The organism is Falsiphaeobacter marinintestinus (genome assembly GCF_007923355.1).
Lineage (GTDB): Bacteria > Pseudomonadota > Alphaproteobacteria > Rhodobacterales > Rhodobacteraceae > Phaeobacter_A > Phaeobacter_A marinintestinus.
Window position 1 is genome coordinate 55,110 of the sequence record NZ_VOGO01000003.1, and the last position, 20,372, is coordinate 75,481.

24 protein-coding genes and 1 tRNA gene are annotated in these 20,372 nt (G+C 59.2%); 10 read left to right on the top strand and 15 right to left on the bottom strand.

Features of this window, described 5'->3' with window-relative positions; genetic code table 11:
• The first annotated feature begins 34 nt into the window (after window positions 1–34).
• Both scpB and FOY56_RS07465 read left to right on the top strand, forming a co-directional pair.
• Complete coding sequence (gene scpB, locus FOY56_RS07460) at window positions 35–649, top strand: SMC-Scp complex subunit ScpB (RefSeq protein WP_146345662.1); 615 nt, start codon at window positions 35–37, stop codon at window positions 647–649.
• Window positions 650–759: 110 nt separating this feature from the next.
• Window positions 760–1,032, top strand: a complete 273-nt coding sequence (locus FOY56_RS07465; RefSeq protein ID WP_146345217.1) for a hypothetical protein — start codon at window positions 760–762, stop codon at window positions 1,030–1,032.
• A 66-nt stretch (window positions 1,033–1,098) separates the two neighbouring features.
• Here the strand turns inward: FOY56_RS07465 and FOY56_RS07470 are convergent, their stop codons facing one another.
• The 9 genes from FOY56_RS07470 to FOY56_RS07510 form a co-directional block, all read right to left on the bottom strand.
• The gene (locus tag FOY56_RS07470; RefSeq protein WP_146345218.1) at window positions 1,099–1,287 is read right to left on the bottom strand and encodes a hypothetical protein; all 189 of its coding nucleotides are present in this window, start codon (window positions 1,285–1,287) and stop codon (window positions 1,099–1,101) included.
• Between the two features lie 92 nt (window positions 1,288–1,379).
• A complete protein-coding gene (locus tag FOY56_RS07475; RefSeq protein ID WP_146345219.1) occupies window positions 1,380–2,456 on the bottom strand; it encodes a 2'-deoxycytidine 5'-triphosphate deaminase in 1,077 nt (358 codons plus the stop codon).
• A 58-nt stretch (window positions 2,457–2,514) separates the two neighbouring features.
• Window positions 2,515–2,591, bottom strand: a tRNA-Pro gene (locus FOY56_RS07480).
• Window positions 2,592–2,649: 58 nt separating this feature from the next.
• Window positions 2,650–3,372, bottom strand: coding sequence for a MerR family transcriptional regulator (locus FOY56_RS07485; RefSeq protein ID WP_146345220.1), 723 nt, complete (start codon window positions 3,370–3,372; stop codon window positions 2,650–2,652).
• A gap of 13 nt (window positions 3,373–3,385) precedes the next feature.
• Window positions 3,386–3,694 carry an integration host factor subunit alpha gene (ihfA, locus tag FOY56_RS07490; protein ID WP_146345221.1) on the bottom strand — a complete coding sequence of 103 codons (309 nt, stop codon included), beginning with the start codon at window positions 3,692–3,694 and terminating at the stop codon, window positions 3,386–3,388.
• 100 nt (window positions 3,695–3,794) lie between these two features.
• The gene (locus FOY56_RS07495; RefSeq protein ID WP_146345222.1) at window positions 3,795–4,766 is read right to left on the bottom strand and encodes a beta-ketoacyl-ACP synthase III; all 972 of its coding nucleotides are present in this window, start codon (window positions 4,764–4,766) and stop codon (window positions 3,795–3,797) included.
• Window positions 4,763–5,893 carry a phosphate acyltransferase PlsX gene (gene plsX, locus FOY56_RS07500; protein WP_146345223.1) on the bottom strand — a complete coding sequence of 377 codons (1,131 nt, stop codon included), beginning with the start codon at window positions 5,891–5,893 and terminating at the stop codon, window positions 4,763–4,765. Before plsX ends, FOY56_RS07495 begins: the two co-directional genes overlap by 4 nt.
• A 20-nt stretch (window positions 5,894–5,913) precedes the next feature.
• Window positions 5,914–6,120 carry a 50S ribosomal protein L32 gene (gene rpmF, locus FOY56_RS07505; protein WP_146345224.1) on the bottom strand — a complete coding sequence of 69 codons (207 nt, stop codon included), beginning with the start codon at window positions 6,118–6,120 and terminating at the stop codon, window positions 5,914–5,916.
• A 201-nt stretch (window positions 6,121–6,321) separates the two neighbouring features.
• Window positions 6,322–6,858 carry a YceD family protein gene (locus tag FOY56_RS07510; protein ID WP_146345225.1) on the bottom strand — a complete coding sequence of 179 codons (537 nt, stop codon included), beginning with the start codon at window positions 6,856–6,858 and terminating at the stop codon, window positions 6,322–6,324.
• Between the two features lie 84 nt (window positions 6,859–6,942).
• On the opposite strand from FOY56_RS07510, the gene FOY56_RS07515 reads away from it, so the two are divergent.
• The 3 genes from FOY56_RS07515 (at window position 6,943) to FOY56_RS07525 (ending at window position 10,174) form a co-directional block, all read left to right on the top strand.
• Window positions 6,943–7,413, top strand: coding sequence for an outer membrane protein assembly factor BamE (locus tag FOY56_RS07515; RefSeq protein WP_146345226.1), 471 nt, complete (start codon window positions 6,943–6,945; stop codon window positions 7,411–7,413).
• A 151-nt stretch (window positions 7,414–7,564) separates the two neighbouring features.
• On the top strand, window positions 7,565–8,293 hold the full coding sequence (locus FOY56_RS07520) for a GNAT family N-acetyltransferase (protein WP_146345227.1): 729 nt from the start codon (window positions 7,565–7,567) through the stop codon (window positions 8,291–8,293).
• 69 nt (window positions 8,294–8,362) lie between these two features.
• Entirely contained in the window at window positions 8,363–10,174 is a 1,812-nt protein-coding gene (locus FOY56_RS07525; RefSeq protein WP_146345228.1) for an ABC-F family ATP-binding cassette domain-containing protein, read from the top strand.
• Window positions 10,175–10,237: 63 nt separating this feature from the next.
• Here FOY56_RS07525 and FOY56_RS07530 read toward each other — a convergent pair whose 3' ends face one another.
• Window positions 10,238–11,092, bottom strand: coding sequence for a GNAT family N-acetyltransferase (locus FOY56_RS07530; RefSeq protein WP_146345229.1), 855 nt, complete (start codon window positions 11,090–11,092; stop codon window positions 10,238–10,240).
• 234 nt (window positions 11,093–11,326) lie between these two features.
• Between FOY56_RS07530 and FOY56_RS07535 the strand changes: the two genes are divergently transcribed.
• Window positions 11,327–11,824, top strand: coding sequence for a lactoylglutathione lyase family protein (locus FOY56_RS07535; protein ID WP_146345230.1), 498 nt, complete (start codon window positions 11,327–11,329; stop codon window positions 11,822–11,824).
• Window positions 11,825–11,911: 87 nt separating this feature from the next.
• Here the strand turns inward: FOY56_RS07535 and tyrS are convergent, their stop codons facing one another.
• Window positions 11,912–13,159, bottom strand: coding sequence for a tyrosine--tRNA ligase (gene tyrS / locus FOY56_RS07540; protein ID WP_146345231.1), 1,248 nt, complete (start codon window positions 13,157–13,159; stop codon window positions 11,912–11,914).
• 107 nt (window positions 13,160–13,266) lie between these two features.
• Here tyrS and FOY56_RS07545 point away from each other — a divergent pair, with 107 nt between their 5' ends.
• Window positions 13,267–14,376 (top strand): anhydro-N-acetylmuramic acid kinase, encoded by a 1,110-nt coding sequence (locus FOY56_RS07545; RefSeq protein WP_146345232.1) that lies wholly within the window; start codon window positions 13,267–13,269, stop codon window positions 14,374–14,376.
• A gap of 72 nt (window positions 14,377–14,448) precedes the next feature.
• On the opposite strand, the gene FOY56_RS07550 is transcribed toward FOY56_RS07545, so the two are convergent.
• Window positions 14,449–15,339, bottom strand: a complete 891-nt coding sequence (locus FOY56_RS07550; protein WP_146345233.1) for a fatty acid desaturase — start codon at window positions 15,337–15,339, stop codon at window positions 14,449–14,451.
• 42 nt (window positions 15,340–15,381) lie between these two features.
• Complete coding sequence (locus FOY56_RS07555) at window positions 15,382–15,801, bottom strand: cupin domain-containing protein (RefSeq protein WP_146345234.1); 420 nt, start codon at window positions 15,799–15,801, stop codon at window positions 15,382–15,384.
• 69 nt (window positions 15,802–15,870) lie between these two features.
• On the opposite strand from FOY56_RS07555, the gene FOY56_RS07560 reads away from it, so the two are divergent.
• Entirely contained in the window at window positions 15,871–17,289 is a 1,419-nt protein-coding gene (locus tag FOY56_RS07560; protein WP_146345235.1) for a protein adenylyltransferase SelO, read from the top strand.
• 59 nt (window positions 17,290–17,348) lie between these two features.
• Here the strand turns inward: FOY56_RS07560 and FOY56_RS07565 are convergent, their stop codons facing one another.
• Both FOY56_RS07565 and FOY56_RS07570 read right to left on the bottom strand, forming a co-directional pair.
• On the bottom strand, window positions 17,349–17,894 hold the full coding sequence (locus FOY56_RS07565; RefSeq protein ID WP_146345236.1) for a hypothetical protein: 546 nt from the start codon (window positions 17,892–17,894) through the stop codon (window positions 17,349–17,351).
• A 277-nt stretch (window positions 17,895–18,171) separates the two neighbouring features.
• Entirely contained in the window at window positions 18,172–19,029 is an 858-nt protein-coding gene (locus tag FOY56_RS07570; RefSeq protein ID WP_246139437.1) for a DMT family transporter, read from the bottom strand.
• A 124-nt stretch (window positions 19,030–19,153) separates the two neighbouring features.
• Here FOY56_RS07570 and FOY56_RS07575 point away from each other — a divergent pair, with 124 nt between their 5' ends.
• Entirely contained in the window at window positions 19,154–19,873 is a 720-nt protein-coding gene (locus FOY56_RS07575) for an endonuclease/exonuclease/phosphatase family protein (RefSeq protein WP_146345238.1), read from the top strand.
• 71 nt (window positions 19,874–19,944) lie between these two features.
• Window positions 19,945–20,361, top strand: a complete 417-nt coding sequence (locus FOY56_RS07580; RefSeq protein WP_146345239.1) for a Fur family transcriptional regulator — start codon at window positions 19,945–19,947, stop codon at window positions 20,359–20,361.
• Window positions 20,362–20,372: the final 11 nt, after the last annotated feature.

Below are 20,372 nucleotides of genomic sequence, written 5' to 3' on the forward strand. Positions count from 1 at the left end.
TGAGGATACTGACAGCCTGTTCGCAGCCCCTCCGATGGCCGAGCAGGAGCGCATGATCGAAGCCATGCTGTTCGCCAGTTCGGAACCCGTCACTGTGCGCGAGCTTGAAGTGCGGATGCCGCATGGCTGTGATGCCGCCGAAGCCCTGGCGCATCTGCGCAAACGATATGAAGGGCGCGGGGTGCACGTCGTGCGGGTTGGTGACGGATGGGCCATGCGCACCTCTCCGGATCTGGGGTTTCTGATGCAAAAGGAAACCGTCGAGACCCGCAAACTGTCGCGCGCGGCGATCGAAACACTGGCCATTGTGGCCTATCACCAACCCTGTACCCGGGCCGAGATCGAAGAAATTCGCGGGGTATCCGTGTCTCGCGGGACCATCGATCAGTTGCTGGAGCTTGAATGGATCCGGCTGGGGCGGCGCAAGATGACGCCGGGCCGCCCGGTGACGTTTGTGGTCACGCCTATTTTTCTGGATCACTTCGGCCTTGAAAGCGCGCGTGATCTGCCGGGGCTAAAAGAACTGCGCGCCGCTGGCCTTTTGGAAAATCGCGCACCGCCGGGGGCGTTGTCGCTTGGTGGAAGCGGTGAGGACGACGAAGCTGAAAGCGAAGGATTGGATGGCCAGTCCGAGCTTTTTGAAGACTAACTGGATAAGGCCCTGAAAAATGCACAATTAAGTGCTACATTACTACTGTCTAGCAGAGAGGCTTTGGCATGGGATTTGAACGGATCATAATGATGTTTGGGCGAATGTTCATGCGTAAAGCGATGAGCAAAGGCATCAACGAGGGCATGAAATACATGTCGCGTGATGACAAGCCACAGCAACAGCAACAACAGGCCCGCGTATCACAAGACGGTCCGTGGGACGGTGAGCAAAAGCAGGAATTGACGCAGGAAGAGCGTCAGCAACGCCGGGCCGCTCGTAAGGCCCGGATGCAAGAGCGCGAGCAACGCCAGAAATCGGGAAACACGCAGAAAACTGCGCGTCAGGCGACCCGCATGATGCGCCGCATGGGGCGTTTTTAGGTTTTTGCAGAGAACGACCACCTATTTAGGCGGAACTTTCTCATGCTGACTGACGTGATGGCGGGGTTAGCAAAGGTACCATTCATCCGGTGGGTTCGCCGGGTCAATGCTTTCAAACTGAGCTTCCGAGCAATAGTTCTGAGCCAGTGCCAGGCCTTCTGGCGTCGACTGACCGATCTGGATTCTGGGTTGAACCTCGGATGTGCAGCCAGCCGCTGCGATCAGTCCTGCAAAGACAATTGTGCGAAATAACATCTTGGTCTCCCTTGGAGGCGTTAACCGGCTCAGGCTAGGTGTTAACTTCTGTGTTTTCAACAAATTCCGCCGTGAAGGGATCGACCGCCGCGCTATGGTGCGCGGAAATGCTTTGAAAGCTTCAGACCCTGACCCTGATAGTTCGACGCAATGCCAGCCCCGTACAGCTGGGTTGGCACTTCGGCCATGCGTTCATACACCAACCGCCCAACGACCTGCCCATGTTCCAGAACAAACGGGGCCTCGTGACAGCGCACTTCCAGCACGCCACGCGAACCTGCGCCGCCTGCAGCGGCATGGCCAAAACCGGGGTCGAAAAACCCTGCGTAATGCACCCGGAATTCACCCACCATGGCCAGGTAAGGGGCCATTTCGGCGGCGTATTCTGGCGGGATGTGAACAGCTTCGCGGCTGACCAGAATATAGAAGGCGCCGGGGTCCAGAATGATGCGGCCATCTGTTGTGCGGATTTCTTCCCAGTATTCGGAAGGATCATAGGCCCCGATGCGGTCAAGATCGATCACGCCGGTGTGCGGCTTGGCGCGAAACCCAACCAGATCGGTCCCTTCCGGGCGCAGATCGACCGAAAACCCCAATCCGTCCTGAATAAGCGCCGTGCCATCGACCAGACGGGCCTCGGCGTGCAGCGCTCTGAGAGTGGCGTCATCGAGCACCGCTTGTCCCTGCCGGAACCGGATCTGGTTCAGGCGCATGCCTGGGCGGGCTAGCACCGAAAAGCTGCGCGGACAGATTTCTGCATAAAGTGGTCCGGTGTAACCTGCTGAAATACGGTCAAATTCGGTGCCGCTATCGGTGATCGTACGGGTCAGAAGATCAAGCCGCCCGGTCGAGCTTTTGGCATTTGCGACCGCTGTCATATCATCCGGCAGGGCCAGAGATTCCTGCAAAGGCACGACATACACGCACCCTTTTTCCAGAACGGCCCCGTTACTCAGATCGATTCGGTGCATTTCGAATTCGGCCAGACGCTCAGTAACTGTTCGCCCCTGACCGGCCAGAAAAGAGGCGCGCACGCGATAGGCCACATGGCCCAGTCGCAAATCCAGACTTGCGGGTTGCACCTGCGCGGGCAAAATCGGCGTTTGCGCCGAAATCGCGCCCTCGGCGATCATCGATTCGATTTGCTGATTGGGGCAAACGCCTGTCATGCTGCTTCCCTTGTTTGCACGGGCAGCAGGGGGCATTTCCGTATCGTCGGTGATTTTTTGGTCGGGCTAGCAGGACTCGAACCTGCGACCTTCCGTCCCCCAGACGGACGCGCTACCAGGCTGCGCCATAGCCCGACGATGGGCTGTTCATACTGCTTTTGCCGCTGGAGGCAAGGGAAAAGCATCGATTTTTCTAGCCGTTGCGCAGGTTTGTGGCGCGGTCGCGCCAATCCCTCAGGGCCTGCGCCAAAGTTGCGATCTTGGCATGTTCTGCGCCCGTCAAATCCCGCAGGTTTGGGAGAACGCTCAGGATGCCCGGCGTTGCTGCAAGTGTGTCAGCCGCAGGAGGGTCGGCAATGTCGACGATGATTGGTTGCGGCGCTGAGGTCGCGTCAGCCACAGCATCGGGCAGGGGCTCTGCTACCGGGTCACCGGTTGGTTCTGCCGCAACCGTTTCGACAACAGTATCGTCAACGGGTTCGGCTGCTTGCCCGAGGTCCATCGAGATCTGCACGTCGTCATCGACCTCTTCGGTTTCGGACGGTGTCGTACTGCGTGTGGGCGAAAACGGAGCAATCGTTGCTGAGTCGTCCTCGATCGGTACCGGATCGACATCAAACACGGGTTCGGGGCTGGGGTCGTCAATGGATTGGGACAATTCGGATACGTGCCCGACGCCCTTTTCCCGCAGGACTTTTTGCACGCCCTTGATGGTGATCCCATCGTCGTGCAGAAGCTTCTTGATCCCGCCAAGAAGCAGCATGTCTGCCGGGCGATAGTATCGCCGCCCGCCAGCGCGTTTCACCGGCTTCACCTGCGTGAATTTACTTTCCCAGAACCGCAAGACATGAGTTTGAATCCCCAGCCATTCCGCAACTTCACTTATGGTGCGAAAGGCGTCGGGTGATTTGCTCATGCCGTGTTCCTATTCAGCTACTGGATTTGTTACCGGCGGCCACGCGGTCTTTCATCAGGTGCGATGGCCGGAAAGTCAGCACGCGGCGCGGCTGAATCGGAACCTCTTCCCCTGTCTTGGGGTTGCGGCCAACGCGTGCCGATTTCTCGCGCACGCTAAATGTACCGAAGGACGAGATCTTGACCTGCTCGCCGCGCACAAGCGCGTCGGACATATGCTCAAGAACACTCTCGACCAGTTGCGCGCTTTCATTGCGCGACAGACCCACCTCGCGGAACACAGCTTCGCTGAGATCCATGCGAGTCAAAGTTTTTCCGCCCATACCATTCCCCGTTTTATCGAGTGAAGAATACGGTGCGTTGTTTTTTGCTGTCAATGTTATTGTATTGCAATGGGTTGGTTAAGCCGCTTGATGCCGGGTGTTACCAGCGTATTACGACCGCTCCCCACGCTAACCCGCCGCCAATCGCTTCGGTTACGATCAGATCGCCCGATTTGATCTGCCCACGCGCTTTTCCGACGGACAGGGCCAGGGGAATCGATGCAGCAGAAGTGTTGCCGTGGTCCTGAACAGTGACCACGACTTTTTCCATGGACAGGCCCATTTTCTTTGCTGTCCCCTGAATGATGCGGATATTTGCCTGATGCGGTACGATCCAGTCGACGTCTGATGGGCCGAAACCTGCAGATTCCAGGGCAGTTTCCGCAGTTTTGGCCAGTTTCTCGACGGCGTGGCGGAATACCTGATTGCCCTGCATACGCAGAAAGCCGGTGGTTTGGGTCGAGACCCCGCCATCGACATAGAGCAGATCCTGATACCGTCCGTCCGAGTTCAGATCGACGGCAAGAATGCCACGATCCGCATCGTTTTCGCCAATTTCATTGGCTTCCAGAACCAATGCGCCAGCCCCGTCACCGAACAACACACAGGTCGATCTGTCGGTCCAGTCCATGATGCGTGAAAACGTTTCCGCCCCGATCACAAGGACGCGTTTTGCCTGTCCCGACAGAATCAGGGCGTTGGCATTGCTCAGCGCGTAAACGAATCCGGCGCATACTGCCTGAACATCAAAAGCAAAACCGCGGGTCATCCCCAACCGGGCCTGCACCATGGTCGCGGCTGACGGAAAGGTCAGATCGGCCGTGGACGTCGCCAGAATGATGGCGTCGATATCATCGGCAACAAGCCCTGCATCGGCCAGTGCCGCCGTTGCGGCGTGTGTGGCAAGGTCGGACGTGTTTTCGCCCTCGGCTGCAAAATGGCGCCGTTCGATTCCGGACCGGGATTTGATCCAGTCGTCGCTTGTGTCCAGCGTCTGTTCGAATTCCGAGTTGGGAACCACACGTTCAGGTAGGTAGTGGCCGACACCGACGACGACTGCGCGTTTGGTCATGTCTGAGGTCTGCCCTTCTTGGAGTCATTTTCTGCAGGCGAGTCCTGCGGGTGCTGGCCATCTTTAGTAAGCTCGGCACTGGTTGCAACCCGTGCCGCCAGCTTTTCAGCGAAACCTGTCTCGGCCAGATGAAAGGCAAGCTTGATTGCAGCCGACACGCCAATTGCATCTGCGCCGCCATGCGATTTGATAACGGTTCCGTTCAACCCAAGAAACACGCCGCCATTCACGCGGCGCGGGTCGATGCGTTTCTTGAGGCGGTTGAGCGAGGTTAGCGCCAGAAGAGAGGCAAGCCGCGACAAGGGCGAGAACTTGAACGCTTCGCGCAGCAGATCACCGATCAGGCTGGCTGTGCCTTCGCCAGTCTTGATGGCGACATTCCCGGTAAACCCATCCGTGACGATCACGTCAGCCACATCACCGGGAATATCGCTGCCTTCAACGAAGCCGACAAAATCGAAATTGGCATTGTCGGCGATGCTTGAGATCAGCGCATGTGCTTCTTTAAGCTCGGTCCGGCCTTTGTGTTCTTCGGTGCCGACGTTCAACAGACCAATGCGCGGGCGTTTCAGATCCATGCCGTTGCGGGCATAAGAGGCGCCCATCAACGCATATTGCAGCAGGTCGCCCGCATCGGCGCGCACATCGGCGCCAACATCCAGCATCACGTTGAACCCCTGAACGTTGCGCGATGGCCAAAGCACTGCAATGGCAGGGCGGTTGACACCGGGAAGCTTGCGCAGACGCAGCATCGACAACGCCATCAACGCGCCGGTGTTGCCACAGGACACGGCTCCGTCAGCCTCGCCATTGCGCACGGCCTCAAGCGTCGACCACATCGAGGTGCCCTTGCCGTGCCGCATGACATGCGAAGGCTTGTCCTGCATCGTCACGACGTCGTGGACATCGCGAAATTCCACACGACCGGACAGATCGCGGCGTCGGGCAACCAGCGCGCGCAGCTCTTGTTCCGGGCCATGCAGAATGAACCCGATGTCCGGGTTCTTATTTGCAGATTTGGAAAGTCCGGCCACCACAACAGCGGGGCCGGCATCACCACCCATGGCATCCACCGAGATGACAATGCGCCCCTGTCGGGCGCTGGTCTGTTCCGGTGAAGCCATCATACAGGGTGTGTCGGCGTTGCTTATGCCGCGTCTTCGTCCAGATCGATATCGTCGGTCAGCGCGACGATCTCTTTGTCTGCATAGTGGCCGCAAGACGGGCAAACGTGGTGCGGACGCTTCAGTTCGCCACAGTTCGTGCATTCGTTCGGGTTGGCAGCGACCAGGGCATCGTGTGCACGACGGTTGTTGCGACGCGACTTGGAAACTTTGTTCTGTTGGACAGCCATGTCTCAACCTTTGTCTGTTCGGGGCCCGGGACGATCCCGACGGCCGTGTTTCGATTCCGTTTCAAACGGTGTGACGTGCGTTTAGGCCGCAGCCCGCGCGATGTCCAACCTTAAATCCGGTGAGCGCGCGAAAATACTGCAAAACGGGGGCGGCGCAAGCGGTTTTTCACAGCGCACAAGCGCTGTGATTGGTGTTCAGGTTTAACTATCTTTCTTCAGCGCATCGCGCAATCCGGCAAGGCCTGCAAAGGGGCGGGCATCTTCATCGGTCATCGGTTTGACCCCGGGTTCGGTATATGATGCACGATCAATGGTGGCGTCTTCCTTGCGGGGATACAGCGGCAAGGCCAAAGCCAAGGCTTCGGCCATAACCACTGCCGGATCGATATGAGAGCCCAACGGCTCGGCCGCGTCATCTTCGGGCATTTCAATCTCGGCGTCTTCCGGGGTTGTCATGTTGGCGACAAATACCCGCGTGACCGGCACGTCTATACGCGTGGTCACAGGATCCAGTGTCGCGACACAGGGTTGAACCACAGTCGCGCCCAGTTTGCCCTCAAGCGCCCAGTCACGTTTGCCGAAGGCTTTGATCGTTCCCTCGAAACGCAATTTGCGGAGTCCTGATATACCAAGCTCTTGTGCCAGAGCGGCGCGCGCGTTGGCATCTGGTACCAAAGCGAACGGGGTGGGTGTATTCTGCTGCAGGTCTGCGACCCGCAGCGCGGTGGACTTGGTCATTGCTGGACTTTCGTTTCTTGAACCGGCTGCTCTTTTCTCGTATCCGGGATAAAAGCCGCAGTAAGCCAAGGCAAGAGGGCAGGCATGTTGAGCACCATTAACAAATTAAAACCGGCATTGCGCATTGGGCTGATCGGGATGGCTGCGGTGTCTTTGTCGGCTTGTGTCGCACTCTATCGCAATCATGGTTATGTCCCAAATGACGAAGACCTCGCCGAAATTCAAGTCGGCGTGGACACGCGCGATTCGGTGACCGAGGCGGTTGGCACCCCGGGCTCGGCTGGCGTTCTGCGAGACAGCGGCTTTTACTATGTCTCGACGCGCATGCGCCACTATGGTGCGACGGCGCCCAAAGTGGTGTCTCGCGAGCTTGTGGCCATCAGTTTCAATCAGTCTGGCGTGGTGCAGAACATCGAAAGATTTGGTCTTGAAGACGGGCGTGTGGTGCCGCTGTCGCGCCGGGTGACCAGTTCAAGCGTCGAAAGCAATACGTTTCTTCGCCAGTTGATGGGCAACCTTGGCAACTTCAATCCAGGCGACGCCCTGGGCGAGTAAATTACTGAAACTGTTGCATAATATGGGCAGTCTATCCCTGTCTTGTGCGGAGCGCGTGCTGTTTTGCCAAACGCTTCACGCTCATCTCACATCTTGTATGCTTGGTCGCGCGGAACCAGATTAAAACAGCGAGTTTGCGGAGGGCCGTCCGATGCCGCTTTTGACCAAGGGCAGATATTCTGCCCGTGTTGCTGAAACCGCCGAAGATGTTATGCAGGCGCAAGCGTTGCGGACCCGCGCTTTTGGCACCATCACGCAAGACCGTGATGAGTTTGACGACATCTGCACGCATGTCCTGATTGATGACCTGCGCTCGGGCGATCTGGTTTGCACATTCCGGATGCTCTCACTGAACGGTGGGAGCGAACTGAATAAAAGCTATTCGGCGCAGTTTTATGGCCTGAACGGTTTGCGGGGGTTTGAAGGCCGCATGGTCGAGATGGGCCGGTTTTGCGTGCATCCGGACTGGGTTGATCCGGATATCCTGCGTGTGGCGTGGGGGGCAATGACGACCTATGTCGATGAAAACAATGTTGAAATGCTGTTTGGCTGCTCGTCGTTCGCCGGGACTGAAACCGAAGACTATCTGGATGCTTTTGCGATGTTGAAGCATCGGCATCTGGCTCCGAAACGCTGGCTTCCACGCGTCAAGGCGCCGGATGTGTTTAATTTCGCGGCCCGTCTGCGCCGCAAACCCGATGTGAAAAAGGCAATGCTGCGGATGCCGCCTTTGTTGCGCACCTATCTGATCATGGGCGGATGGGTCAGCGACCACGCTGTGGTCGACCGTCAGATGAACACGTTGCATGTCTTCACCGGGCTTGAAATCGGCGCGATTCCGCCCGCTCGCAAACGGCTGCTAAGGGCTGTTGCCGGTTGAATTTGAGTATTTGGAAAGAGAAGAAGAGCGGGCGTTGACCCCGGATGCTGTGCGGTTTAGCAGGCTGACATGGCGCGCATTCCTTTACTTCAGCTTTCCAATATTTCCCTGACATTCGGTGGTGATCCGGTGTTCGACGACCTGGATCTGGTCGTTCAACCCGGTGACCGTGTCGCTCTGGTCGGACGCAACGGGTCTGGTAAATCCACACTGATGAAGGTGATGGCCGGGCTGGTCGAGCCGGATCGCGGTGATATCGTGATTCCTCCCGGTGTTTCAGTTGGTTACATGGAGCAAGATCCCGACATGAGTGGCTTTGCCACGCTGGGGGATTATGCCTCAAGCGCGCTGGAGCCGGGTGAATTGTACAAAGTGGAACGGGCTGGCGAGGGGCTAAAATTCGACCCTGAGCGGGCTGTCGAGACCGCATCGGGCGGGGAGCGGCGGCGGGCGGCCTTGGCCAAGCTGATGGCCGAAGCGCCGGAATTGATGTTGCTGGACGAGCCGACGAACCATCTGGATATCGAGGCAATTGGCTGGTTGGAATCCGAATTGCAGACCACGCGAGCGGGATTTGTCCTGATCAGCCATGACCGGGCGTTTTTGCGGGCGTTGACGCGGGCGACGCTGTGGATCGATCGCGGGCAGGTGCGGCGGCAGGAAAAGGGGTTTGAAGACTTTGAAGCCTGGCGCGACAAGATCTGGGAAGAAGAAGACCAGCAACGTCACAAGCTGAACCGGCTGATAAAGTCAGAAGGCAAATGGGCGGTCGAAGGAATTTCGGCACGGCGCAAGCGCAATCAGGGCCGTGTACGGGCCTTGCAGGCGCTGCGGGCCGAGCGGTCCAGCCAGATCCGGCGCCAAGGAACGGCCGGTATGGCTTTGGAATCAGGTCCTAAATCTGGCCGCAAGGTGATCGAAGCCATCAAGGTGGACAAGCGGTTCGAGGACAAGGAGATCGTCAGGAACTTTTCGCTGACGGTGATGCGTGGGGATCGGGTGGCCTTTGTTGGTCCGAACGGGGTCGGCAAAACCACGCTGTTGAAAATTCTGCTGGGGCAGGAAGAACCGGACGCCGGGCAGGTCAAATTGGGCACGAATCTTGAGATCGCGGTGTTCGATCAGGCGCGGGCGCAACTGGATCTGGAACAAACGCTGTGGGACAGTCTGACGGGCGATCCAACGATGCGGGTTTCGGGCAAGGCCGATCAGATCATGGTGCGCAATCAGCCCCGGCATGTCATTGGTTACCTTAAAGAATTTCTATTCGACGAACGACAGGCGCGGGCCAAAGTACGGTCTCTTTCGGGGGGCGAAAAGGCGCGGTTGTTGTTGGCCAAGCTGATGGCGCAGCCGTCGAATATGCTGGTGATGGACGAACCGACCAACGATCTGGATGTGGAAACGCTGGATCTGTTGCAAGAGATCCTGGACGATTTCGACGGCACGGTTCTTCTGGTGAGCCACGATCGCGACTTTCTGGACCGGGTTGCGACCACGACGGTCGCCATGGAAGGGAACGGGCAGGCCGTGGTCTATGCGGGTGGGTGGAGCGATTATCAGGCGCAGAAGCCAGTTGATGATAGGATAGAAAAATCAAAGGGTTCGAAGCCAAAGATCAAGTCGGCAACGGTGTCGGAAGCGACCGCTCAGCCCAAGCTGTCTTTCACGGAAAAGCACCGTCTTGAGGCGCTTCCGGCCGAGATTGAGCGGCTTGAAGCCGAGATTGGCAAGCTTGAGCAGCTATTGGCGGACCCAGAGCTTTACACGCGCGAACCGGTGAAATTTCGCAAGGCGACCGAAGCCTTGACCCAGCGGCAGGAGAAACTTGCCGCCTCGGAAGAGGAATGGCTGGAGCTTGAGGAAAAGGCGGACTCCTAGAGTTTTGACCGTTTTGTACCGGGCGCGCATGGGGGTTTGTCCGTTTTGTACACAGTTTTTCGCCTAAACTTTCGACCGAACAAGGCTGCGCGAGACGGGCGGCCACCACAGCCAGGTTCCGCCCAGTGATCTTTCCTGCGCCCCGGTGCCCAGCTTGAAGCGCGCAAGGCCGGGGCTGGTGTCGGTCCGACCAAGTTCGAGCTGGTCGCATTCCGAATTGGACAGGTGAACGATGGCGTCCCACAACAGCAGATTATGCGCCGATAGCTGACGACCACGCGCGGTGGTGTGACCGATGTGATAGGTGGCGGCAGTGCCGTGGCGCAGGAACAGCATCGCGGCGACGGGGGTGTCGTTTTCATACGCCGTCATAAGCAGCGCAGCACCGGGGGTGGCCCGGATCCAGGTTTGGGTCAGTTTGGACGGCCAGGTGCGGTAGCCGCGTTGGGCCTGTTGCTGTGATTCTTTTGACAGCAGCCAATCCAGTTTCGGGCCCAACCCACGGGATATGCGCACGGTCATACCGTTACGTTCGGCGCGGTTCAGGCGGTTGCGCCATTTCTGGTGAAGTCCGGAACGCAGCGTTGTGGGATCGGTTCGAAGATCAAGCTCGGCTATTTGGGTCGTGCGGGCAACGCGCACCGCGCGAAACCCATCTGGCATCGGGTGGTCGGGGGTGAGGATGATCAGATTGCGATGCAGGCCTGCCTGCCTGAGCGACGACAGCAGTTCATCCGGTGCGGGCAGAGTAACCCGCGGCAACATGGTGGCGCGCACCCCGCCGGGCAGGCGACGGTGCAGGGCAAAGTGACCGGAGCACAGCCGAAGCGGATTTGCGCCCCACGCCGTCAACGCAGCCGCGTATTCGGCGCTTTGGTGCAAAGGGGCGGCGGACAGGGGCGGCGCAAGATCGAACATGATCCTGATGTAGCGCACGCTTTGTTAATGGAGCGTTAGCTGGCGAGCCGGTGCGTAGTTTTCAAAGTTGGGACCACCAAGCAACCAGTCGGTTAATCGCCGCGCTTTATGAGCCATGTGCATCCCTCAGGGCGTGAGGGATGTCTAGGTTGGGAGCCAAACCTTGGTTCCTTGAACGCGGCACGGTACGCTGCCCAGATAGGCTTTAAGAACTCTTATCAGGATGAAGACTCCATGCCACAACACCCAAGAAGTTTTTCCCATATCGGGCTTTCTGTGCCGGATGTGGATGCCGCCGTAAAATTTTACTCAGAAGTTTTGGGCTTTTACGTCATCATGCCTCCAACCGACGTGACAGAGGACAAAAGTGACATCGGAACTATGTGCACAGATGTTTTTGGACCGGAGTGGAAAAAACTCCGCATCGCTCATCTTGCAACAGCAGACCGGGTCGGCATCGAGATCTTTGAATTCGATGGGAATTATGCGCCTGACAACAACATCGATTTCCGTCGAAACGGAACGTTTCATTTCTGCATTCAGGACCCGGATGTCGAAGGGTTGGTCGAAAAGATCGTGAGCGCTGGTGGAAAGCAGAGAATGCCGATCCGTTACTATTATCCCGACGAAAAACCGTATCGTATGGTCTATGTGGAAGATCCCTTTGGCATTGTCTTCGAGATCTACAGCCACTCGTACGAGTTAACCTATTCGTCAGGAGCCTACACCTGATTTCCATCTAAGTTCGGCGACTTAGAGCCGCCATTCGCGTGTTTGCGAAGTTGGTCTGCGCTGTCCCGCAGCGCAGACCGCAGTCGTTTAGCCGTCCAGTTGCACCAGTGCGTGGCGTTTTTTGCCAGCGCTGAGTTTGATGGGCGAGGACAGGGCGGCGGCGTCGATCATCAGGCCGCTTTCGGTCAGGGGGGCGTCGTCGATCTTGGCGCCGTTTTCGGCGATCAGGCGTTTGGCCTCTTTCCCCGATTTGGCGAGGCCGGATTTGACGATCAGTTGGATGACCGACACCGGCAGATCATCGGCTGAGAGCGTGAGCGTGGGCAGGTCATCGCCAATGCCGCCTTTTTCAAAGACCTCGCGCGCGGTGGCTTCGGCGGCGGATGCAGCCTCGGCCCCGTGCAGCAGGGCGGTGACCTCGTTGGCGAGGCGAATCTTGGATTCGTTGATCTCGGCCCCGGCCAGCGCGCCAAGGCGGTCACATTCGTCGACGGGCAGTTCGGTATAGAGTTTCAGGAACCGGCCCACGTCGGCATCGGTGGTGTTGCGCCAGAATTGCCAGAACTCGTAAGGCGACAGCATGTCGGGGTTCAGCCAGACCGCGCCGGACAGGCTTTTGCCCATTTTCTTCCCGTCGCTGGTGGTCAGCAATGGCGAGGTCAGGCCAAAGATCTCGTGATCAAGCACCCGGCGGGTCAGGTCGATGCCGTTGACGATGTTGCCCCATTGATCCGATCCGCCCATCTGCAGGATGCAGCCATAGCGGCGGTTGAGTTCGAGGAAGTCATAGGCCTGCAGAATCATGTAGTTAAATTCAAGAAACGACAGCGATTGTTCGCGGTCGAGCCGGGATTTCACCGATTCAAAGGCCAGCATGCGGTTGACGCTGAAATGGCGCCCGATGTCGCGCAGGAAATCGAGGTAATTCAGGTCGTCCAGCCATTCGGCGTTGTTGATCATCAGCGCGCCGGTGGGGCTGTCGTTGTAGTCGACATAGGCCGAGAATACCTTTTTGATACCGGCGATGTTGTTGTCGATTTGGGCGGGCGTCAGCAGCGGGCGTTCATCGGCGCGGAATGATGGGTCGCCGACCTTGGTGGTGCCACCGCCCATCAGGGTGATCGGTTTGTGGCCGGTTTTTTGCAACCAGCGCAGCATCATGATCTGGATCAGCGAGCCGACATGCAGCGATTTCGCCGTGGCATCAAAGCCGATATAGCCCGGGCGGGCCCCTTGCAAGAGCGCGTCGTCGAGGCCCTGATAGTCAGTGCAGTCGGCGAGAAATCCGCGCTCCATCATCACCGCGATGAAATCGGATTTGGGATGGTAGGTCATGGCTTGCCTCGGGTTGGAATTGCGGGGCAGTGTATAGAGCGCATTGGGCTGGGTGGAAACAGGTTTTCGCCCAATTGCGCGGGCAGTTTGAGCAAAGGATAGAGGTCATGACACGGGCCATAAGGGGCACAGGCCCCGTCAGGGCACTGGGCGCGATGAGTGGGACGTCGCTGGACGGGGTCGATGCGGCGGTTGTCGACACGGACGGGCACCGGATCATCGGCTTTGGTGAGGTCGGATACAGGGCGTATTCTGACGCCGAACGCGCAGTTTTACGGGACGCTTTGGGGGTCTGGACCGGGGCGGCCGCCGAGGCGGCGGGTCGGGTTGTGGATGCAGCCCACGTCGATGCTTTGGCCGGGTTCACGGGCGTTGAACTGGTCGGGTTTCATGGCCAGACACTGGCGCATGAGCCGCGCGGGCGCGGGACGTTTCAGGTGGGCGACGGGGCGGCTTTGGCTGACGCCTTGCAGGTGCCGGTGGTCTGGGATTTCCGATCCGACGATGTGTCGATGGGCGGCGAAGGCGCGCCGTTGGCGCCGTTTTTCCATTTTGCCTGCGCCAAGTGGATCGGGGCGGAAGCACCGGTGGTGTTTCTGAACCTTGGTGGGGTTGGGAATGTGACTTTTGTCGACCCATCCAGGGAACGGCCCGAGGAGGCTGGGGCCTTGCTGGCGTTTGACACAGGGCCTGCGAACGCTCCGATCAACGATCTGATGCAGGCGCGGTTGGGGCTGGAGATGGACGAGGGCGGCCAGTTGGCAGCCAAAGGCGAAGTTGAAACCGGGGCGTTGGAGTTGTTTCTGGCGGAACCTTATTTCGCACGCATGCCGCCGAAGTCATTGGACCGGAACGATTTTGCCGAGATGATCGAGTTGGTGGGCGAATTGTCGGATGCCGATGCCGTGGCGACATTGACTGGTATGTGTGCCGCCGCCGTGGCGCAGGGGATCGAACATTGTCCGGTGCCGCCCTCGCGCATTCTGGTTACCGGGGGCGGGCGGCATAATCCCGTGTTGATGCAGATGCTGAGCGTGTCGCTGGAATGCCCGGTCGAGCCAGTCGAATCCGTCGGGTTGGACGGGGACATGCTGGAGGCGCAGGCTTTTGCCTATCTTGCGGTACGGGTGGCGCGGGGATTGCCGACCTCGGGCCCGGCCACGACCGGGGTTCCGGCCCTGGTGGGCGGCGGGATCGTCAGCACGGTGGACGATTAGGGGGCGCTGCCCCCATCGCCCTGCGGGCGACCCCCCCGGAGTATTTTGAAAGAGAAGAAGGGGGGCCGGGCGTTATCTGCGTAACTGTCGCACATAGTCCGTGGTGAACGCCGTATAGCCGTCAGACGTCGATTTGAGATGCGAGGCCGTCCAGGCGTGAAAGGCGGGCAGTTTGTGGAACGGCACGTTTGGGTAACTGTGATGTTCGGCGTGATAGGGCATGTTCCAGGCCAGCGCGCGGATCAGCCGGGTTGTGAAGGTGGTGCGGGAGTTTTCCAGCATGTCGGCCACGGGCGGGCAGAGCCCGTGTTCGGCGAGCAGGTAGAGCCTGAGAAACGGCTGCGCGATCAGCACCGGCAGGAGCCAGAGGATCAGCAGAATCGGTGTGGCCAGCAGACTGAGCAGGGCCAGCGCGTAGAGCGCAAGGATGACGCGCGCCTCGGTTCGCATGGCGCGGTGGCGCGACGGCGGCAGGTAGGGCGCCGAGATCGTGCCGAAGGCGTTTTGCCAAAGCGTGCGCGCCATGCCGCGCCAGTATCCCCAGCCGCTGAGATAGATCAGCCAGTGCGCCCGGGTTTCGGGGCGGGGCCCGTGTTCCAGTTCGGGGTCACGCCTGGGGTCGTTGGTGAACCGGTGATGCGCCAGGTGGAAGTAGCGAAACCAGATAAAGGGCAACACCAGAATGGGCGCGATGGCGTGGCCCACAAGATCGTTCAGCCAGCGGGTGCGGAACGGCGTCTGATGCGTGCATTCGTGGCTGAGCGTGAACAGGAACACCAGCAGGATGCCTTGGGGGATGAGCAGCAGCGGCCAGAGCGGGATCTGGGCGATGATCCCGGCCGTTGTCAGCGCGATCGCGCCGAGGTGCAGTGCAAGGTGGCGCAGACCGGCGCGGTCTGAGCGTTCAGTCAGATCGGCTTTTGCCTTGGGCGGCAGGGATTTCAGCAGGTCGATATGGCTCATCACCTGAGCCTGTCGGTGGGATCGCGCCTTGGCAAGCGGTGTTTATCCGCGCGGGATGTCGAACCCGGGGGCGGCCAGCACGAAGCCGTCAAACTGGAACCCGGGCGAGACCGTGCAGCTGACCAGCGTGAAGTCTCCGGTGCTGCGGGCGGCTTGCCAGTGGTGTTCGGGCACGATCAGTTGCGGTGCACCCTGGCTGAGATCAGGGGTCAGAAGGTGGTCGGTGGCGGGGCCTGTGTCATCCGGGCTGATCGACAGGATCAGCGGCGCGCCGGAATGATAGAGCCAGATTTCGGTCGCATCGACCTTGTGCCAATGGCTGGATTCGCCCGCTTTGAGCAGGAAATAAATGCAGGTCCCGGTGGCGCGGCCTGTATTGTCGGCGATCCAGGTTTGTTTGAACCAGCCGCCTTCGGGGTGCTGTTCAAGGTCAAGGTGGGCGATGATCTGATCTGGTGTCATGGGGGCATTAATACAGGTCCGGGCCGGGTCAGCTATGGCAATCTTGGTGGAATGCCATAAATTCTGCGCATGACCTTATTGATCCCCTTCGACAACAGTTTCGCCCGTCTGCCGCCGGTGTTTTTCTCGGCCCAGGCGCCATCCCCCGTGAAAGAACCGCGTTTGGTGGCTTTCAATGATGATCTGGCCGCGCTTTTGCAGATTACGCCGGGTGAGACGCTGGAAATGGCGCAGGTCTTTGCCGGGAATCAGGTGCCCGAGGGGGCCGAGCCGCTGGCGCAGCTGTATGCGGGGCACCAGTTTGGCAACTATAATCCGCAGTTGGGCGACGGGCGCGCGGTTTTGCTGGGCGAAACCATTGGTGCGGATGGGAAACGCCGCGATATCCAGCTGAAGGGGGCCGGACGTACGCCGTATTCACGCGGCGGCGATGGCCGGGCGTGGCTGGGGCCGGTGCTGCGCGAATATGTGGTGTCCGAGGCGATGCACGCGCTTGGTATTCCGACGACGCGCGCGCTGGCGGCGGTTGAAACCGGGGAGCCGGTGTATCGCGAACAGGCTTTGCCGGGGGCGGTGCTGACCCGGGTGGCGGCCAGCCATTTGCGGGTGGGGACGTTTCAGATATTTGCCGCGCGGGGCGATGTGCGCAGCCTGACGCAGCTGACCGACTATGCGATTCAGCGCCATTACCCACAGGCCGTGGGGCCGATGGGGTTGCTGACAGCGGTGCGTGATGCGCAGGCGGACCTGATTGCGCGGTGGATGAGCGTGGGGTTCATTCACGGGGTGATGAATACGGACAATTGCGCGATTTCGGGTGAGACCATCGATTATGGGCCCTGTGCGTTTCTGGATGTGTATCACCCGCAGACGGTGTTCAGCTCGATCGATCGGGGCGGGCGGTATGCGTATGCGAACCAGCCCGACATTGCGGTGTGGAACCTTGCGCAACTGGCGACGGCGCTGATCGGGCAGATGGACGACAAGGACGCCGCCGTGGAAGAGGCGACCGAAATTGTGCATGCAATGCCCGGGATCATTCAGGGGCATTGGTTGGATCTGTTCCGGGGCAAGCTGGGATTGGCGGAGCCCCATGAGGCGGACATGGAGCTGATCACCAGTCTGATGGTGCGGATGGCCGAAAACCAGGCCGATTTTACCAATACCTTCCGGGCACTGGCGACGCCGCGCGCGCGGGATCAGTTCACCGATCCGGCGGCGTTTGATGCGTGGGAGGCAGAGTGGGCGGCGCGGTTGGGGGATCAGACCGGTGTTCGTGCGCGGATCGAGGCGGCGAACCCTGCGTTCATTCCGCGAAATCACCGGATCGAGCAGATGATCTCGGCTGCTGTTAAGGACGACTATGCGCTGTTTGACCGTTTGAACGCGGTCTTGGCGCGCCCCTTTGACGATCAGCCCGAGAACGCGGATCTGTCGCGGCCGCCAACTGTGGATGAAGTTGTGCCTGCGACGTTCTGCGGGACGTAGTGGCGTAACAACAAATGGCGACGCAGGTGCGCCGCCATTTGCTTGGGATCAAGTTGGGATCAGTCCCAGAGATTCGCAGGCTGGTCGTTGATGTGCACCCAGAAACGGCTTCCCGGCGTATTGGACGCGTCATGGTAGTTGTCGGCTTTCCTCAATTGCAGAAGGGCCTTTGTACCAGGTGCGATACTGCCACCGACGTTCCAGCCGCCGACACCATTGTCGTGATGTTCCAGCATGCGCGCATTGGGATCGACATCTGTGGCACAAAATTGGTCGGCCGTGGCCAGCGAAGTCAATTGGGTGCCGCTGTAGGGCTCGGACAGGCCGATCTGACCACCCGACCAGGCGTGATAAAAGGCGTCATACTGGCCATTGAAATGGTCTTGATAAGCGTTCCGGACAATGTTTCCAGAGGTGCTGGCCTGCGGTTCGGGGGCGCTGCCGGGGATGAAGCACAGGATGCGGCGGCTTTGATTGTCGGCGGTGTCGCCAGCATAGGCGTCTGTTGTGGTGTCAGCGCCCACAATAATCCATTCTGGGTTGCCGGCGGGGTTTACCACGCCATTGTTGGTAATTTCCTGACGGCCTTTGACCACCCAGGTCATTGCTTTGGGTCCGGCGTGAACTGTGGTTGCAAATGCGGCGAGGGCCAGAGTTGCGGTGAATACACGTGTGAAAATTGTCATTCAATCGTTCCTTCTAATAGCGCTTATTTACGCCGATTGACCCGCTGCAATATTGCGCATCATCGACAGATTTAAATTTGCTTTGATCCAATACGTAATCAATAACGTGCAAATGTTATCGGATAACACGCTGAAGGTAAACCATTTAATGAAGGTGTGGTTTGGGCGGAAAATATGGCGCTCGGACCTTGAAGGGTCATTTGCGATTGATAAGAACGACCCCGATCGCGACCAGCCCCAATGCAATCCAGACCTGAAGGCCAATTGATTCGCCAAGCAATAGCCAGCCAAAGACAACGGCCAAAACCGGGGACAGGAAACTGAAAGACGCAACTGAACTGGCGCGATAAACCGACATCAGCCAGAACCACAACAGAAAGCCCAGGCTGGCAATGCAGATTGCCTGAAACGCGAGGCCTGCGAAATGGATTGGCGCAAGGTCGCGTATAAAATCTCCGAAAAACGGTGACAGGATCAAAAGGACGGGGGCCGACACGACAAGCTGGAACCAAAGCTGCACTTCGGGGGCCGACTTTGACAGGGGGGTCATGCGCACGACCAGAGCGATTCCGGCCCAGCAGAAGGCGGCCAGCAAGGCCAGCACATCGCCAAGCAGATTGCCCCCTGCTGCGCTTCGGTCAAGCAGGGCCAGAATCACACCACCCATGGCCAGCATCAGACCGGTCCAGCGAATGGCGTTCAGCCGTTCGCCGGGAAGCCAGACATGGGCAGCAAGGCCCAGCCAGACAGGCATGGAATAGAGCATGATCGACGCGCGCGAGACAGCGGTAAGGTCGATGGCGATGTACAGAAACAGGAACTCGATGGCGAACAGGACACCGCCCAATATGCCCCAGCCGATGATATTGCGCGGCAGCGACAGCGGCACGTTGCGCGCCCGCATCCAGATCAGCAGCACCACCAGCCCAAAGGCCGACCGCAAACCGGCCTGAAACACCGGGCCGAACCCGCCTCCGGTGACTTTTATGACAACCTGGTTGAAGGCCAGCATCGCGGCAAAGGCGATCATGATCGCCGTGCCGCTTGCGTCCATGGCGCGTTTTTCTTCCATCTGCACAAGGGATGGGCAGATGGTGAACAAGTCAAGGGGTGGCGCAAACAGTCGCCTTGCTGATCCCGGACAGTTTGGTCAGAAAGGGGCACACGGAGCGAACACCATGACCCTGGGCACATTGCCAACCGAACAGCTGCGCATCGCCAGCTATAACATTCAGAAATGCGTCGGTCTTGACCTGCGCCGCCAGCCAAGGCGCATCCTGAATGTGCTGAACGATCTGAACGCCGATATCGTGGTGTTGCAGGAGGCCGACAAACGTCTGCCGCCACGCCCTGCCGCCTTGCCGCATTTCGTGATCGAAGAAGCCGGGTGGCAGGCGGCCAATCTGGGCGGGGCCGGGTCTTTGGGCTGGCATGGCAATGCCGTGATCTGGCGCCGGTCCGATATCCGGCTGGCTGAACTTGGGCATATACGTCTGCCCGGGCTGGAACCACGTGGCGCGGTGCGGGTGACGTTTGAAACCGGGATGGGGCCGCTGCGCGTGGTGGGTATGCATCTGGGGCTGTTTTCAGCGCATCGCCACAAGCAGGTCAAACATCTTGCCGATGAAATGGCGCGCTGGCCGGATCTACCCACGGTCTGGGCCGGGGATTTCAACGAATGGTCGGCGCAACCGATTCTGGACCGGCTGGCCCCGAGGCTGCGGTTTCTGCCGCCGCGGCCCAGTTTCCCGTCACCACAACCAATGGGGCCGCTGGACCGGATTGCCCTGGGTGCCGGTCTGGTGGCGTTAGATCATGGGGTGCACAGCACCCGCCCGGCGCATATTGCATCGGATCATCTGCCGGTCTGGGCGGATATTGCACCCGCCGAAAGCTGAGGCAAAAAACCCGGTAGCCGAAGCCAGAAACTCCCGCTAAACCGGTAACCCAAACCGGGACTGGGGACGTCATGCCAGATACGATCATCTCACGCTGCGAGGCCAAGGGTCTGCGCATGACAGGCCAGCGCCGCATCATTGCGGCGGTTCTGGAAGAAAGCGATGATCATCCGGATGTGGAAGAACTTTATGCTCGGGCCAGTGCGCGGGACGCCGGGATTTCAATTGCAACCGTGTATCGCACCGTCAAGCTGTTCGAAGAGGCCGGCATTCTGGAGCGGCTGGAGTTCGGCGATGGCCGGGCGCGCTATGAAGATGCGGAACGCGACCATCATGATCACCTGATCGATCTGAATTCGGGCGAGGTGATCGAGTTTGTTGATTCCGAGATCGAAGCGCTTCAGGAACGCATCGCCGCCAAGCTGGGCTATGAGTTGCGCGGACACAAGCTGGAGCTTTATGGGGTCCCGATCCGAAAGCGGCGCTGACATCTGCCCGA

Bases quoted from the DNA above. Each gene is read 5' to 3' on its own strand.
- FOY56_RS07520 (WP_146345227.1), top strand. From the start codon at position 7,565: ATGCCGCTTTTGACCAAGGGCAGATATTCTGCCCGTGTTGCTGAAACC.
- FOY56_RS07485 (WP_146345220.1), bottom strand. From the start codon at position 3,372: ATGAGCAAATCACCCGACGCCTTTCGCACCATAAGTGAAGTTGCGGAA.
- FOY56_RS07550 (WP_146345233.1), bottom strand. From the start codon at position 15,339: ATGAGCCATATCGACCTGCTGAAATCCCTGCCGCCCAAGGCAAAAGCC.
- FOY56_RS07570 (WP_246139437.1), bottom strand. From the start codon at position 19,029: ATGGACGCAAGCGGCACGGCGATCATGATCGCCTTTGCCGCGATGCTG.
- plsX (WP_146345223.1), bottom strand. From the start codon at position 5,893: ATGATGGCTTCACCGGAACAGACCAGCGCCCGACAGGGGCGCATTGTC.
- FOY56_RS07465 (WP_146345217.1), top strand. From the start codon at position 760: ATGCGTAAAGCGATGAGCAAAGGCATCAACGAGGGCATGAAATACATG.
- FOY56_RS07495 (WP_146345222.1), bottom strand. From the start codon at position 4,766: ATGACCAAACGCGCAGTCGTCGTCGGTGTCGGCCACTACCTACCTGAA.
- FOY56_RS07515 (WP_146345226.1), top strand. From the start codon at position 6,943: ATGTTGAGCACCATTAACAAATTAAAACCGGCATTGCGCATTGGGCTG.
- FOY56_RS07555 (WP_146345234.1), bottom strand. From the start codon at position 15,801: ATGACACCAGATCAGATCATCGCCCACCTTGACCTTGAACAGCACCCC.
- FOY56_RS07565 (WP_146345236.1), bottom strand. From the start codon at position 17,894: ATGACCTGGGTGGTCAAAGGCCGTCAGGAAATTACCAACAATGGCGTG.
- FOY56_RS07560 (WP_146345235.1), top strand. From the start codon at position 15,871: ATGACCTTATTGATCCCCTTCGACAACAGTTTCGCCCGTCTGCCGCCG.
- FOY56_RS07545 (WP_146345232.1), top strand. From the start codon at position 13,267: ATGACACGGGCCATAAGGGGCACAGGCCCCGTCAGGGCACTGGGCGCG.
- ihfA (WP_146345221.1), bottom strand. From the start codon at position 3,694: ATGGGCGGAAAAACTTTGACTCGCATGGATCTCAGCGAAGCTGTGTTC.
- FOY56_RS07580 (WP_146345239.1), top strand. From the start codon at position 19,945: ATGCCAGATACGATCATCTCACGCTGCGAGGCCAAGGGTCTGCGCATG.
- FOY56_RS07530 (WP_146345229.1), bottom strand. From the start codon at position 11,092: ATGTTCGATCTTGCGCCGCCCCTGTCCGCCGCCCCTTTGCACCAAAGC.
- rpmF (WP_146345224.1), bottom strand. From the start codon at position 6,120: ATGGCTGTCCAACAGAACAAAGTTTCCAAGTCGCGTCGCAACAACCGT.
- FOY56_RS07470 (WP_146345218.1), bottom strand. From the start codon at position 1,287: ATGTTATTTCGCACAATTGTCTTTGCAGGACTGATCGCAGCGGCTGGC.
- tyrS (WP_146345231.1), bottom strand. From the start codon at position 13,159: ATGACCTACCATCCCAAATCCGATTTCATCGCGGTGATGATGGAGCGC.
- FOY56_RS07575 (WP_146345238.1), top strand. From the start codon at position 19,154: ATGACCCTGGGCACATTGCCAACCGAACAGCTGCGCATCGCCAGCTAT.
- scpB (WP_146345662.1), top strand. From the start codon at position 35: ATGGCCGAGCAGGAGCGCATGATCGAAGCCATGCTGTTCGCCAGTTCG.
- FOY56_RS07475 (WP_146345219.1), bottom strand. From the start codon at position 2,456: ATGACAGGCGTTTGCCCCAATCAGCAAATCGAATCGATGATCGCCGAG.
- FOY56_RS07525 (WP_146345228.1), top strand. From the start codon at position 8,363: ATGGCGCGCATTCCTTTACTTCAGCTTTCCAATATTTCCCTGACATTC.
- FOY56_RS07510 (WP_146345225.1), bottom strand. From the start codon at position 6,858: ATGACCAAGTCCACCGCGCTGCGGGTCGCAGACCTGCAGCAGAATACA.
- FOY56_RS07535 (WP_146345230.1), top strand. From the start codon at position 11,327: ATGCCACAACACCCAAGAAGTTTTTCCCATATCGGGCTTTCTGTGCCG.